The organism is Actinosynnema sp. NPDC037264 (assembly GCF_055603705.1).
The window spans coordinates 133,036-146,718 of the sequence record NZ_JBVJVK010000012.1; the positions used below are offsets into that span (position 1 = coordinate 133,036).

13 protein-coding genes are annotated in these 13,683 nt (G+C 73.9%); 8 read left to right on the forward strand and 5 right to left on the reverse strand.

The annotated features are described in order from the left end of the window. Position 1: 1 nt before the first annotated feature. The 8 genes from ACZ7GX_RS16550 to ACZ7GX_RS16585 are packed head-to-tail and all read left to right on the forward strand — an operon-like array spanning position 2 to position 8,320. Complete coding sequence (locus tag ACZ7GX_RS16550) at positions 2-904, forward strand: aromatase/cyclase (protein ID WP_498777419.1); 903 nt, start codon at positions 2-4, stop codon at positions 902-904. Positions 905-915: 11 nt separating this feature from the next. After that, on the forward strand, positions 916-1,833 hold the full coding sequence (locus tag ACZ7GX_RS16555) for an MBL fold metallo-hydrolase (protein WP_498777421.1): 918 nt from the start codon (positions 916-918) through the stop codon (positions 1,831-1,833). A gap of 13 nt (positions 1,834-1,846) precedes the next feature. After that, positions 1,847-3,388 carry a class I adenylate-forming enzyme family protein gene (locus ACZ7GX_RS16560; RefSeq protein ID WP_498777520.1) on the forward strand — a complete coding sequence of 514 codons (1,542 nt, stop codon included), beginning with the start codon at positions 1,847-1,849 and terminating at the stop codon, positions 3,386-3,388. Positions 3,389-3,413: 25 nt separating this feature from the next. Then, a complete protein-coding gene (locus ACZ7GX_RS16565) occupies positions 3,414-4,964 on the forward strand; it encodes an acyl-CoA carboxylase subunit beta (protein ID WP_498777423.1) in 1,551 nt (516 codons plus the stop codon). 10 nt (positions 4,965-4,974) lie between these two features. Beyond that, the gene (locus ACZ7GX_RS16570; protein WP_498777425.1) at positions 4,975-5,169 is read left to right on the forward strand and encodes an acyl-CoA carboxylase epsilon subunit; all 195 of its coding nucleotides are present in this window, start codon (positions 4,975-4,977) and stop codon (positions 5,167-5,169) included. 47 nt (positions 5,170-5,216) lie between these two features. Continuing rightward, on the forward strand, positions 5,217-6,986 hold the full coding sequence (locus ACZ7GX_RS16575; protein WP_498777428.1) for an acetyl/propionyl/methylcrotonyl-CoA carboxylase subunit alpha: 1,770 nt from the start codon (positions 5,217-5,219) through the stop codon (positions 6,984-6,986). 34 nt (positions 6,987-7,020) lie between these two features. Further along, complete coding sequence (locus tag ACZ7GX_RS16580) at positions 7,021-7,911, forward strand: carboxymuconolactone decarboxylase family protein (protein ID WP_498777430.1); 891 nt, start codon at positions 7,021-7,023, stop codon at positions 7,909-7,911. A 34-nt stretch (positions 7,912-7,945) separates the two neighbouring features. After that, positions 7,946-8,320 carry a MerR family transcriptional regulator gene (locus ACZ7GX_RS16585; protein ID WP_498777432.1) on the forward strand — a complete coding sequence of 125 codons (375 nt, stop codon included), beginning with the start codon at positions 7,946-7,948 and terminating at the stop codon, positions 8,318-8,320. Between the two features lie 109 nt (positions 8,321-8,429). On the opposite strand, the gene ACZ7GX_RS16590 is transcribed toward ACZ7GX_RS16585, so the two are convergent. From ACZ7GX_RS16590 to ACZ7GX_RS16610, 5 genes are all read right to left on the reverse strand, one after another. Continuing rightward, positions 8,430-9,290 (reverse strand): alpha/beta fold hydrolase, encoded by an 861-nt coding sequence (locus ACZ7GX_RS16590; protein ID WP_498777434.1) that lies wholly within the window; start codon positions 9,288-9,290, stop codon positions 8,430-8,432. A 127-nt stretch (positions 9,291-9,417) separates the two neighbouring features. Next, the gene (locus ACZ7GX_RS16595) at positions 9,418-10,524 is read right to left on the reverse strand and encodes a Gfo/Idh/MocA family protein (RefSeq protein ID WP_498777436.1); all 1,107 of its coding nucleotides are present in this window, start codon (positions 10,522-10,524) and stop codon (positions 9,418-9,420) included. Beyond that, the gene (locus tag ACZ7GX_RS16600) at positions 10,494-11,204 is read right to left on the reverse strand and encodes a ThuA domain-containing protein (protein ID WP_498777438.1); all 711 of its coding nucleotides are present in this window, start codon (positions 11,202-11,204) and stop codon (positions 10,494-10,496) included. The genes ACZ7GX_RS16595 and ACZ7GX_RS16600 overlap by 31 nt, the downstream gene beginning before the upstream one ends. Positions 11,205-11,386: 182 nt before the next feature. Next, entirely contained in the window at positions 11,387-11,782 is a 396-nt protein-coding gene (locus ACZ7GX_RS16605; protein ID WP_498777440.1) for a hypothetical protein, read from the reverse strand. Positions 11,783-11,873: 91 nt separating this feature from the next. Further along, a complete protein-coding gene (locus ACZ7GX_RS16610; RefSeq protein WP_498777442.1) occupies positions 11,874-13,670 on the reverse strand; it encodes a S8 family serine peptidase in 1,797 nt (598 codons plus the stop codon). Between the last annotated feature and the right edge of the window lie 13 nt (positions 13,671-13,683).

The following is a 13,683-nucleotide window of genomic DNA, read 5'->3' on the forward strand; positions in this document are numbered from 1 at the left end:
AATGGACACCACGCACGACATCACGATCGACGCCGATCCCCGCGACGTCTACGCCCTGCTCGCCCACGCCGAGCGCTGGCCCGAGCTGTTCGAACCGACCATCCAGGTCACGCACGTCGAGCGCCGCGGCACGACGGAGACCTTCCGGATCTGGGCGAGCGCGGGCGAGGAGGTGAAATCGTGGACCTCGGTGCGCGAGCTCGACCCCGTGGCGCACCGGATCACCTTCCGCCAAGCGGTGCCCGCGCCGCCGATCGCCACCATGAGCGGCACCTGGGTCGTCGAGGAGGACGGCCCCGGGCGGACCCACCTCCGGCTGCTGCACACGTTCTCGGCGGTCGACGACGACGCCGAGGCGCTCGCCTGGATCGAGAAGGTCACCGACGAGAACAGCCGGACCGAACTGGCCAACGTCAAGGCCGTCGCCGAGCGGGGCGGGGGCGAGGTCCGGACGTTCTCCGACTCGGTCCGGATCGCCGCCGGGGCGGACGCGGTGCACGCGTTCCTGTGGGAGGCCGAGCACTGGACCGACCGGCTGCCGCACGTCGCGGCCGTGCGGCTGGACGACTACGGCACGCACGACGTCCAGTCGCTGCGGATGACGACGCTGTCCAAGGTGGGCGAGCACGAGACGATGTCCATCCGGATCACGGAGGGCACCGGCCGCATCGGCTACAAGCAGCTCGACCTGCCGCCGCTGCTCGACCTGCACCTGGGCAACTGGACCATCCGAGCCGGGCAGGGCGAGACCGTGCTCACCTCCGAGCACACCATCCGGCTGCGCCCGGAGGTCGCCCGCGACCAGGCGAGCACCGCGGCGAACCTGGCCAAGGCGCGCGACGCGCTCAGCGCCAACAGCATGGCCACGATGCTGATCGCCAAGTCGCTGCTGGAGGGGGTCTGACCGTGTCACGCGTGCGGATCGACCTGCCACCCGCGCCGACGCCGGTGGAGCTCGCGCCGGGGGTGTTCGCCTACCTGCAGGAGCACGGCGGCTGGTGCGTCAACAACAGCGGTGTCCTCGTGGGGGCGGAGGGCACCACCGTGATCGACACGTGCGCCACCCGGGACCGGACCGAGGCGCAGCTCGCCGCGGTCCGGGCCCTGGCCCCGCAGCCGATCGACCACCTGGTCATCACGCACTTCCACGGTGACCACGTCTTCGGCGGGTGCCGCTTCCCGGCGGGCACCAGGGTCCTCGCGCACGTGGAGGCCGCCCGGGAGATGGCGGCGAGCGGCCTGGGGCTGACCGGCCTGTGGCCGGACGTCCGGTGGGGGGAGCCCGCCGTGCGGCTGCCCGACTGCACCTACGAGGACCGGCTCGTCCTGCACGACGGCCGCCGCACGGTCGAGCTGTTCCACGTCGGGCCGGCGCACACCCGCGGCGACACGGTCGTGTGGCTGCCCGAGCAACGCGTGCTGTTCGCCGGTGACGTGATCATGTCGGGCCGCACCCCGTTCCTGCTGATGGGGTCCGTGTCCGGGATGCGCGCCGCGGTCGCGTCGCTGCGGGACCTGCGGCCCAGGGTGGTCGTGCCGGGCCACGGACCGGTCGGCGGCGCCGGGCTGCTGGACGACACCGAGCGGTACCTGGACTGGCTGGACGGGGTCGCGACGGCCGGGCGGCGCGAGGGCCTGACCCCCGCCGAGGCCGCGCAGCGGGCGGACCCGGACGAGTTCGCCCGGTGGGGCGAGCCGGAACGGCTGGTCGCGAACCTGCACCGCGCCTACGCCGAACTCGACGGCGCCGCGCCGGGCGCGCCGCTGGACGTCGTCGCGGTGTTCGCGGAGATGGTCGCGCTCAACGGCGGGTTGCCGGAGTGCTTCGCATGAGGACGAACTGGTGATGGGGGACGTCATGGACGACACGATGCGCTGGCCGGAAGCCGGGCGGTCCTGGGTGGCGGCCGGGCCGCTGGCCGACCCGCGGCCCGCCGCGGTGGACACCTTGCTGACCGAGGCCGTCCGCGCCGGCGCCGACCGGCCGGCGGTGCAGGTCGGCGCGGACGCGCTGACCTTCCGGGACTGGGACGACGTGGCCTCGTCGGTGGCCAGGGCGCTGGGCGCGGCCGCACCGGGGCGCGGGGTGGTCGGCCTGGTGGCCGACCTCGACCCGGTGTTCCCGGCCTACTACTACGGGGCGATCCGCAGCGGCAACGTCGTCGCGCCGATCAACCCGCTGCTGCCCGCGCCGGCCGTGGCCCACGTGCTGCGGCTGGCGATGCCCTCGGCCGTGCTGGTGTCCGAGGCCGGGTCGGACGCCCTGCGCGCCAAGCTGGCCGAGCAGGGGATGCTAGACCTGGTCCGGGAGGAGGTCCGGGTCGAGTTCGGCCGGCTGCTCCGGCTGCGGACCGGCGCGGCGCCGGTGCTGCCGGACGACACCGCCGCGCTGATGTTCACCAGCGGGTCGACCGGCCGGGCGAAGGCGGTCGCCTACAGCCACCGCAACGTCCTGACCAACGCCGCCCAGCTCGCCGACGCCCACGGGCTCGCCGCCTCGGGCGGGCTCGCGCACAGCAGGCCGATCTTCTACCCGATGCACATGAACGCGTCGGTGCTGGCCGGCGTCCGGCAGGTCCTGGTCGGCCACCGGCGCGTGCTCGACTCGGTGCTCGCCGCCGACGAGGCGCGGGCGACCCACCTGTACTCCCTGCCGGTGCGGCTGGAGCAGCTGGCGGCCGACCCGGCGTTCGGCTCGACGCGGGTCCGGCACCTGCGCATGGTCGGCTCCGGGAGCACCGCGCTGGCGGAGAAGGCGGCCACCCGGATCGGCGCCACGCTGGGCATCCCGTGCCGGCAGGGCTACGGGCTGTCCGAGACCACGTCGCTGGTCAGCACCGAACGCGCCGGCTACGACCGGGTCGGCTCGGTGGGCGCGCCCGTGCGGGACGTCGCGGTCCGGATCGCGGCGCTGGACGACCCGACCGCGGAGCCGGTGCCGATGGGGGTGGCCGGGCAGATCTGGGTCGCGGGCCCGAGCGTCATGCAGGGCTACCTCGACGGCTCGGGCGTGACCCCGGTGGCGCCCGGCTGGTTCCCGACCGGCGACTACGGCTCGCTGTCCCCGGACGGCCTGCTGACCGTGGTCGACCGCATCGGCGACCTGGTCCGCCGGGGCGGCGAGGTCGTCTCGCCGTCGTCGGTCCGCCGGGCGCTCGAAGCCCACCCGGACGTGGTGGAGTGCGCCGTGGTGGGGGTGCCCGCGACCGACGGCGGCCCGGCCCGGCTCGCCGGGTTCGTCCGGACTGCCACCGACAGCGCACCGGACCTGCCCACCGCGGACCTCGACGTCCTGACCGTGGTCGAGTCCCTGCCCCGCCTGGCCAACGGGAAGGTCGACAAGGCGGCGCTCGTCGCACTCGCACAGCAGAAGCGGTTGCCCGCCTGACGGCGGTCACCAAGAGGGGGGAAGCATGGCGCACGACGCGCTGGAGAAGGTCGTCGAGCTGAAGCGCGCACTGCTCGACGACGACGACGACGAAGCCGCACGGCGGCAGCGGGACAAGGGCAAGCTGACCGCCCGCGAGCGGATCGCGCTGCTGCTCGACGAGGGGTCGTTCCAGGAGGTCGAGGGCCTGCGCCGGGCCCGGCACGCCGGGCTGGGCCGGGCGGACCACCGCCCGCTGTCCGACGGCGTGGTGACCGGCTGGGGCACCGTGCTCGGGCGGACGGTCTTCGTCTACGCCCAGGACTTCCGCATCCTGGGCGGCGCGGTCGGCGAGGCGCACGCGGAGAAGATCCACAAGGTGATGGACCTCGCGGTGGCGGCCGGCGCGCCGCTGGTGTCGCTCAACGACAGCGCGGGCGCCCGCATCCACGAAGGCGTCACGGCGCTCGCCGGGTTCGGCGGGATCTTCCGGCGCAACGCCAAGGCGTCCGGCGTCATCCCGCAGATCAGCGTGATGCTCGGTCCGTGCGCCGGCGGCGCCGCGTACAGCCCGGCGCTGACCGACTTCACGTTCATGGTCCGCGGCATCTCCCAGATGTTCCTCACCGGGCCGGACGTGGTGGCGACGGTGACCGGCGAGCGGGTCACCATGGACGAGCTCGGCGGCGCGGACGTGCACAACCGGCTCTCCGGGGTCGCGCACTTCGCCTACGACGACGAGCGGTCGTGCCTGGAGGACGTCCGGCTGCTGCTGTCGATGCTGCCCGCCAACAACCGGGAGCAACCGCCCGCGTGGCCGTCGACCGACCCGGTCGACCGCCGCGCCGAGGGGCTCCACGAGCTGGTGCCCGCCGACGGCAACCGGCCCTACGACATGCGGGCGGTGATCGAGGAGGTCGTCGACGACGGGTTCGTGCTGGAGGTGCAGGAGGGCTGGGCGACCAACGTCATCTGCGCGTTCGCCCGGCTGGGCGGTCACGTCGTGGGCGTGGTGGCCAACCAACCGTCCGTGCTGGCCGGCGCTCTGGACATCGCGGCGTCGGAGAAGGCGGCGCGGTTCGTGCAGACCTGCGACTGCTTCAACATCCCGATCGTCACGTTCGTGGACGTGCCCGGCTTCCTGCCCGGTGTCGGCCAGGAGCACGACGGCATCATCCGGCACGGTGCGAAGCTGCTGGCCGCCTACTGCAACGCCACGGTGCCGCGCATGTCGGTGATCGTGCGCAAGGCCTACGGCGGCGCGTACATCGTCATGGACTCCCGCTCGATCGGCGCGGACCTCGTGCTGGCGTGGCCGGGCAACGAGATCGCCGTCATGGGACCGGAAGCGGCCGTCGACATCATCTTCCGGCGCGACATCGCCGCCGCGAACGGCGACCGCGAGGCGGTCCGGCAGCAGAAGATCGACCTGTACCGCGCCGAGCTCATGCACCTGTCCTACGCCGCCGAGCGCGGGCTCGTCGACGACGTGATCGACCCGGCCGACACCCGACCGGTGCTCATCCGCGGCCTGGAGATGCTGCGTTCCAAGCACGCCGACCTGCCGCTGCGCAAGCACGGCAACACACCTTTGTAGGGGAGCGGTCATGGTCGACGAGACGGTCCTGCGGATCGAGTCCGGCACGCTCGACGAGCCCGAGCTGGGCGCCCTGCTGGCGGTGCTGTGCCTGGCCGCCCGGCGACCACCGGACGACGCGCGGCCCTTGGCCGCGCCCCGGTGGCTGTACCCGGAGCGGGCCGCTGTGTTCGTGCCGCCCAACAGTTGGCGCAACGCCGGGTAGCGGTCGGCCCGAGCGGACCGACCCGAGCAACAGAGAGGGAGTCGCAGGTGCACAAGGTTCTCATCGCCAACCGGGGCGAGATCGCGATCCGGGTGATCAGGGCGGCGCGCGACGCGGGGATCGCCTCCGTCGCGGTGTACGCCGAACCGGACGCCGACGCGCCGTTCGTGCCGCTGGCCGACGAGGCGTTCGCGCTGGGCGGTCGGACCGCGGCCGAGTCCTACCTGTCGGGGGACCGGATCCTGGAGGTGGCGCGGCGGTGCGGCGCCGACGCGGTCCACCCCGGCTACGGCTTCCTGTCGGAGAACGCGGACTTCGCCCAGTCCGTCCTCGACGCCGGCCTGACCTGGATCGGGCCGAGCCCGCAGGCCATCCGGGACCTGGGCGACAAGGTGACCGCGCGGCGGATCGCGGAGCGCGTGGGCGCACCGCTCGTCCCCGGCACGGGGCGTCCGGTCGGCGACGCGCGGGAGATCGTCGAGTTCGCCGAGCGGCACGGCCTGCCGGTCGCCATCAAGGCCGCGTTCGGCGGTGGCGGGCGGGGTCTGAAGGTCGCCCGGTCCCTCGACGAGATCCCGGAGCTGTTCGAGTCCGCGACCCGCGAGGCGGTCGCCGCCTTCGGCCGCGGCGAGTGCTTCGTCGAGCGGTACCTGGACCGCGCGCGGCACGTGGAGGCCCAGGTGCTGGCCGACCGGCACGGCAACGTCGTCGTGCTCGGCACGCGTGACTGCTCGCTGCAACGACGGCACCAGAAGCTGGTCGAGGAGGCGCCGGCGCCGTTCCTGACCGACGAGCAGCGTCGACTGGTCCACGACTCGGCCAAGGCCATCTGCCTGGCGGCCGGGTACTCCGGGGCGGGCACGGTGGAGTACCTGGTCCAGGGCGAGACCGTGTCGTTCCTGGAGGTCAACACCCGGTTGCAGGTCGAGCACCCGGTCACCGAGGAGACCACCGGCGTCGACCTGGTGCTGGAGCAGTTCCGCATCGCCGAGGGCCACCCGCTCGACCTGACCGGTGACCCGGCGCCGCGCGGGCACGCGTTCGAGTTCCGGATCAACGGGGAGGACGCCGGCCGGGGTTTCCTGCCCACGCCCGGCCGGATCACCCGCTACCGCGAGCCGGGCGGTCCGGGCGTCCGGGTCGACTCGGGCGTCGTCGCGGGCAGCGTGATCGGCGGCCAGTTCGACTCGATGCTGGCCAAGCTCGTCGTGTGGGGTCCCACCCGCGAGCAGGCCCTGCGGCGAGCGCGGCGCGCGCTGCGCGAGTACGACGTCGAGGGGATCGCCACCGTGCTGCCCTTCCACCGCCAGGTCGTGGACGACCCGGCGTTCGCGGGGCCGGGTTCCTTCGACGTGCACACCAAGTGGATCGAGACCGAGTGGCACAACCCGGTCGAGCCGCAGGCCCAACCGGCCACCGTCGAGGAACTCCCGCGCCGGCGGCTGACCGTGGAGGTGAACGGCCGGCGCGTCGAGGTGTCCCTGCCGGCCGACTTCACCGCGCTGGTGGACGGCGCGACACCGGCGGCGACGCCCGCGGGCCAACCCCGCCCGACCGCGCGCCGGCGAGGCGGCGGCATGACCCTCGTGTCCGGCGACGCGATCGTCGCGCCGATGCAGGGCACGGTGGTGAAGGTCGCGGTGTCCGAGGGGCAGCAGGTCGAGGCCGGCGACCTCGTGCTGGTACTGGAGGCGATGAAGATGGAGAACCCGGTCACCGCGCACAAGGCCGGCGTCATCACCGGGCTGACCGCGGAGCCGGGTGCGTCGGTCACCCAGGGGACCGTGCTGGCGCAACTCGGGAGCGGTGAGGGTTGACTTCGAGCGCGCGCGAAGACCTAGCGTCGCCGCCATGACCAAGTCAGATCACGGCACCGCCGTCAACCGACGTTCGCTGCTGGCCGCCGGAGCGCTGATCGGGGCCTCCGGGGTGGCGACCGCGCCGGGAGCATCAGCGGCGCCGGAGGCGTCCTCCGGCCGGTACGCCAGGGGACTGGCCGTGCTGCGGCAGGTCTCGGGCGACCGCGGCGCCGAGGTGGTCGAGTCGCTGTCGGACATCGCGCCGGACCTCGGCCGCTACGTCGTCGAGTTCGCCTACGGCGACGTCTACGCCCGGCCGGGACTGGACCTGCGGCAGCGGCAGCTGGTGACCATCGGCGCCCTGGCCGCGCAGGGCGACACCGCGCCGCAGCTCCGGTTCCACCTCGACGCGGCGCTCCGGGTCGGGCTGAGCCCCGTCGAGGTCGTGGAGGCGCTGATCCACGTCGTCCCGTTCACGGGCTTCCCGAGGGCGCTCAACGCGGTGCAGGCCGCCCGGGAGGTGTTCGCCGACCGGGGGATCGCGTTCGAGCCGCCGGTGCAGACCGACGAGCGGGACCGCTACGCGCGCGGCGTGGAGAACCTGGTGGAGGTCGACGGGCAGCACGGGCTGGACGTGATCGAGTCGTTGCGGGACATCGCGCCCGACCTCGGCCGCTACGTGGTCGAGTTCGCGTTCGGCGACGTGTACCACCGGCCGTGGCTCACGACGCCGCAGCGGCAGCTGGTGACCATCGGCGCGCTGACCGCGTCCGGCGACACCGCACCCCAGCTGCGGGTGCACCTGGGCGCTGCGCTGCGCGTGGGGCTGAGCCGGGGCCAGGTGGTCGAGGCGCTGATCCACGTCGTGCCCTACGCCGGCTTCCCCCGCGTGCTCAACGCCGTGACCGTGGCCAGGGACGTGTTCGGGCAACTGCCGGGTTGACTTCGAGCGCGCTCCAACTCCTACCGTCGACCGCGTGAACGACACGAGCGTGCTGTCCATCGCGGAAACGGTCGAGGTCACCGGCCTGACCGCCCACACGTTGCGCTACTACGAGCGGATCGGCCTGCTCGACCCGGTCGGCCGCGGCCCGGACCGCCGGCGTCGCTTCCGCAGCGCCGACCTGGCCTGGCTCGGCTTCCTCACCCGCCTGCGCACCACCGGCATGCCCATCCGGGACATGCGGCGCTTCGCCGAACTGCGCAGGCGGGGCGACGTGACCGTCCCGGAGCGCTTGGAGCTGCTGGAACGGCACCGCGACGCGGTCCGGCGGCGGATCGCCGAACTCTCCGACTGCCTGACGTCGTTGGACGCGAAGATCGACCACTACCGGGCGCTGAGCGACCACTGACCCGCGCGGATCGGCGGGCAGGCACCGCGCACTCCGAGCCGGCGGTGGCCGCCTCGGGTGCTGCGCCGGCCCGTCCGGCGGAGTGGCAGTGCTCGGGGGTGTTCGGCGGTCACGCCTTCGGACGAGCGGTCGGCAGGTCGAGCATCGCGGCGGCGACCTGGTCGGCGGCGGTGTCGGGGAGGGCGGTGGCCGTGCCGGGCAGGACGAGCAACCGGGCGTCGGGGATCTCGGCGGCGAGCGCCTCGCCGTTGCCGACCGGGAAGAACAGGTTCTCGCGGCCGTGCACGACCAGCGTCGGCACGGTCAGGTCGCCGAGCCGCTCGCGCCACCGCGGCGCGCAGTCGAGTCGGGCGAACACCATCCCGAGCTGGTTCGCCTCGTGCGCGGCAGGGGTGCTCGACGGTGTCCGGTCCCAGATCCGCGCGGCGGTCGCGCGCGCCTGCTCCGGGTCGTCGCCGAGCAGCTCGGCCCGCTCGGCGCCGTACGCGGCGACCGCCGCCGGGTCGCTCCAGTCGGGTCTGGGCAGGGAGAACAGCGCACGCATCGCCGCCGGGTCGTGGTCGGGCAGGTCCTCGTCGACGGGGCCCGGCGCGACCGGGCGCGTGCCGACCAGGGTCAGCGCCGAGAACGCCGCGGGGTGGTCGAGCGCGGCGACCTGGGCGACCATGCCGCCGACGCCGATGCCGCCGAGGTGCGCGGTGGTGGCCCCGAGCGCGTCGACGAGCGCCACCGCGTCCGCGGCGAGATCGCGGAGCGTGTAGCCGGGCGCCTCCGGGTCGACGGTCGTGGAGCCACCGCAGTCGCGCAGGTCGTAGCGCGCCACCCGGCGCCCGCCCGCCGCCACCCGCTCGCACAACGCGTCCGGCCAGGACAGCATCGTCGTGCCACCGGCCAGCAGCACCAGCGGATCACCCTCACGGCCGAAGCACTCCACACCGAGCTCGACACCGTTGGCGCGCAATGAAAGCATGCGTCACGGTAGCAAGCACCCGTCCGACCACAACGGACCCGGCGACCCGCCGGGCGCGCCGCGATACCGGTGCCGGCAACCGCATCGCACCCGGCGCGGGAGCGGTTCGCAGCCGGGTTCGCCCGCGTCAGCGGTTGGCGGACCACTCCGCCGCGGGCGTCAGCGGGACCGGTGCCGGTCGCTCGGCCGTGGTCGTCAGCTCGATCCGCCGTCCTTCTTCCGCCGCGCGCAGCACGGCGGTCATGGTTTCGAGCACGTGCAACGCGAGGTCCCCACCCGCGCGCGGGAGTCGTTGTCCACCGGCCGTCACGAGGTCGAGCAGACCGATGCCGCGGCCGGCCCCGGCGTAGCCCGCGCTCGGGGGCAGTGCCCGCCACTCGGTGCCGCCCAGCGCGAAGAGCCGGGTCTCGCCGTCGAAGTGGTTGGGGTCCGGCACCGCGAGGGTGCCGGTCTCGCCGTGCACCTCGATCGGCACGGCGGTGGTGGCCACGCCGTCGAAGCTCGTCGTGATGGTGGAGAGCGCGCCGCCGACGTGTTCGAGCACGCCGGAGACGTGGCTGGCGACCTCGACCGGGATCCGCTGACCCGTCCGCGGTCCGGACCCGATGACGCGCTCGTCGCGCAGGCGGCCCGCCGCGCCGATCACCGCGCGCACCGGGCCGAGCAGGTGGACCAGCGCGGCGATGTAGTACGGACCCATGTCCAGCAGGGGACCGCCGCCCGCGGTGTAGTAGAAGTCGGGGTTGGGGTGCCAGCGCTCGTGCCCCGGCGTGACCATCACGGCCGACGCGGACAGCGGGCGGCCGATGAGCCCGCGGTCGATCGCCGCACGCGCGGTCTGCGTGCCCGTGCCGAGAACGGTGTCCGGCGCGCAGCCCACCCGGACACCGGCCGCGGCGGCGCGGTCGATGATCGTCCGGCCGTCCGCGAACGTCACGGCGAGGGGCTTCTCGCCGAACACGTTCTTGCCCGCGTCGATGGCGCGCAGCGCGATCCCGGCGTGGGCCGCGGGCGTGGTGAGGTTGAGCACGGTGTCGACGTCCGACCCGTCGAGCAGGTCCTCGACGCCCACCGCCTCGGCGCCCGGCAGCCCGGCGGCGACCGCGGCCGACCGTTCGGCGTCGAGGTCGGCGACCGCGGTGATGCGCACGGCGGGGTGGGTGGCGAGCGTGTCCAGGTACGCGCGGGAGATGACCCCGAGACCTACGATGCCGACGCGGTGCGGGTCGCCCACAGCATCCCCCTCTCGATGACGGTGCGGACGTCGGGGTGCTCCAACACGTCCAGGCTGTGCCCCGGGGTCGTCACCACGATCCGCCCGGCGCCCCACCGGCGGGTCCAGATCGCCGGACAGGTGACCGGCCGGTGCCACGGCTGCCACGCCGGCGCGGGGTGGGTCGTGGTGGCCAGCACGTCGATCAGGTCGTCGTGCAGCACCCAGTACTGCTCGGTGACCAGCTCGAAGTCCTCGATGCCCGCGGTGATCGGGTGCTCGCGGCCGAGGGCGGTGATGGCGACGGTGTGCGGCAGGTAGTTGTCCTCCTGCCCGCCCACGCGCTCGGCCGGCGGCTTGCCGGGGTGCGTCGCGAACTGGCCGCCCACCAGGTGCAGGTAGTCCGACGAGGCGCGGAACGAGTCCGCGATGCCACCGTGCCAGCCGGTGAAACCGGTGCCCGCCTCGACCGCCGCCCGCAGCCCGGCCACCTCCTCGCCGGTGATCTGCGACATCGTCACGCACTGCACGACCAGGTCGGTGTCGGCCATCCCGGCGGCGTCGGCGTACACCCCGGTCGACTCCTCGACCCGCACGGCGTAGCCCTCGCGCTCCAGGAACGGGATGAACAACCCGGTCGCCTCGACCGGCCGGTGGCCCTCCCACCCGCCACGGACCACGAGCGCCTTCGGCTGTCTCACGCCCACCCCCGGGAAACCGCTCTTCGACGCCGCCGAGGTCCGCGGCGGCGACGGGTCGGCACCGGACTCGGCCCACCTGACTTGATCGTATCCGTGATCCCCACCCGGATGTCGACACCAGGCTGCGCGCAGGGCGGTCCGGCACGACGTCGTGCGCCGGCTACCGGGGCCCTGACCAGGCACTACCCGACCACGTGGCGAGTTCCCGCCACAACCGGCGGCGACTGGACGGCGAGGAGCGCCGACACGGCCAGGCGCACGCCGACGTTGACCCACACCCCTGCGGCGGCCCGGTCCTGGAAGAACGCGTACGCCTCGACGGCCGCCGTCGTCAGGTGGAACACGATCAAGGTGACGGCGACCAGGCGCAGCGCCCGGGTGTCGGTGAGCCGACTGGCGCCGAACGAGAGGACCGCGATCGCGACCTCCGCCGCGCCCAGCAGGTACGGGACCAGGAACGCGTCGCCGGGCACCCGGACGCCGACCGCGGCCGGGATGGCGGCGGGCGCGACGACCAGGACGATCCCGGCGGCCAGCGTGACGATGCCGTGGGCGACGAGCAGCCTGGCGAAGTTCATGGCACCCTCCCAATTCAACGTGCGATGAGTTTAGTCGATCGCCGGGGCGATGGGTCGACCGCGGTGCTCGCACGTCGCCGGGAGGTGTGGGTCAGGGGCGGAAGAGGGCCTCGGCGTCCAGCTTCCCCCAGCCGTAGCGCGGGTTCCAGACCGGACCCGTCGTGGCGTCCCGCCGGGCCGTGATGCGCAGGCGCTGCTGGACTTCCTCCGGCGTCAACCTCGGTTCCCGTTGCAGCATCAGGGCCACGACGCCGGCGACGAAGGGCGTCGCCATGCTGGTGCCCTGGATGGTGACGTACTTGCCCGACGGGTGCCGCCGCGCCGCCAACCGGGGCGACGTGGCCATCTCCGAGCCCGCCGACAAGGCCGCCGTCACGACCTGGCCGGGCGCGACGACGTCCGGCTTCTGCACGCCGATGCGCGTGGGCCCCTGGCTGGAGAACGACGACAGGGTGTCCACCACGAGGCCCGGCAGGGTCGAGTCGCCCTGCGGCCCCTCGAACTTGTTGCGGGACGTGAGGGAACCCACCGCGACCACCCGTTCCTCGGTCGCGGGCATGCCGATCGAGTAGCCCTCCAAGGGCGCGCCGGGGAACATCAGCCGACCGCCGTCCACCGAGCCGGCCCACGCGTGGACCTCACCGTGCGCCACGGAGAGCGGTGTGATGCGGATGGTCCAGCGCTCGTCGACCGTGCCGTCGATCATCAGGAAGGTCAGGTTCTGCTCGTGGTTGACCGGGTTCTCCACGAAGTCCGCGACGAAGACGCCGTCCGGGGTGGACGTCTCGCCGGTGTTGGGCTCGAACCTGGTCCCGCTGGGCGTTTCCACGAACACGTCCACCTGGTCGCCGCGCGGGATCCACACGTCGCAGAACACCAGGCCGGTGTCGGGCACCCGCACGGTGAACGACAGCTCCTCGCCGACGACCAGGCGGCCTTGGGCGTGCACGCCGTCGTCGCCCTCGTTGCCGGCCGCCGCGACCACGATCCGGCCCGGCCCGGTAGCGCGCGCGATCTCGTTCTCGATCGCGGACGTGCCGTCGTGGGCGCCGAAGTGGCCGCCCAGGCTCAGGCTCACCACCGCCGGGCGGTCGCCGGCCAGGTCGAACGCCTGGCGGATGCCCTCGATGACGTGCACGTCCAGCAGCGGTTCGGCGCGCACGCCCATCAGCGACGCCTTGGGCGCCACGCCGCGGAACCTGCGGTCGGACGTGCCGCGCCCGTTGCCGGCCGCGATGGACGCGCAGTGCGTGCCGTGGCCGCCCGGGTCGCCGGTCGGGATGGGCGGACCGCCGTTGAGCGCCTTGTTGATCGCGGTCGCGTCGAACACGGCGAACGTGGACTCGTCCGAGCCCTCGCGGACGTGGGCGTGCACGAACCGCTCCAGGCGGGTGGTGCCGTCGTCGTGGCGGAAGTCCGGGTGCGCCCAGTCGATCCCGGTGTCCACCACCGCCACCAGCACACCAGCGCCGGTGAGGTCGCCGTGCGCGGCCTGGAGCGCGTCCACGCCGGTCACCGGGCCGCGCGCCCGGTCCATGCGGGTGAACATCTCCTTCGGCGCCTCGGCGCGCAGCAGCCAGGGCTGCCCGTCCAGTGAGGACAGCGCGGCGACCGGGACGACCGCCAGCACCACCACCTGGCCGGACGAGGCCGGGTCCGGCGGCGCGGACACCACGTGGCCGCCCACCTTCGCCAGCCAGCCCTCGACCACCTTCGACTCCGCAGACCGGACCAGCAGCTTCACCGTCGTCCGGCGCGGGTCGGTGGCCCGTCCTCCCACGGCGAGCGCTCGTGCCCCGATGCTCGCACCCGGCGGCAGGTCAAGGTCCGCGAACGCCGCCGCCCTGCGCAACCGCGCGTCCAGAACCGTGTCACGTCTGGGTTCCACTGCCCCCACCCCT

Excerpts from the sequence above, each read along its gene's own strand:
- ACZ7GX_RS16580 (WP_498777430.1), top strand. The coding sequence starts at position 7,021 with ATGACCAAGTCAGATCACGGCACCGCCGTCAACCGACGTTCGCTGCTG.
- ACZ7GX_RS16605 (WP_498777440.1), bottom strand. The coding sequence starts at position 11,782 with ATGAACTTCGCCAGGCTGCTCGTCGCCCACGGCATCGTCACGCTGGCC.
- ACZ7GX_RS16560 (WP_498777520.1), top strand. The coding sequence starts at position 1,847 with ATGGGGGACGTCATGGACGACACGATGCGCTGGCCGGAAGCCGGGCGG.
- ACZ7GX_RS16565 (WP_498777423.1), top strand. The coding sequence starts at position 3,414 with ATGGCGCACGACGCGCTGGAGAAGGTCGTCGAGCTGAAGCGCGCACTG.
- ACZ7GX_RS16590 (WP_498777434.1), bottom strand. The coding sequence starts at position 9,290 with ATGCTTTCATTGCGCGCCAACGGTGTCGAGCTCGGTGTGGAGTGCTTC.
- ACZ7GX_RS16570 (WP_498777425.1), top strand. The coding sequence starts at position 4,975 with ATGGTCGACGAGACGGTCCTGCGGATCGAGTCCGGCACGCTCGACGAG.
- ACZ7GX_RS16550 (WP_498777419.1), top strand. The coding sequence starts at position 2 with ATGGACACCACGCACGACATCACGATCGACGCCGATCCCCGCGACGTC.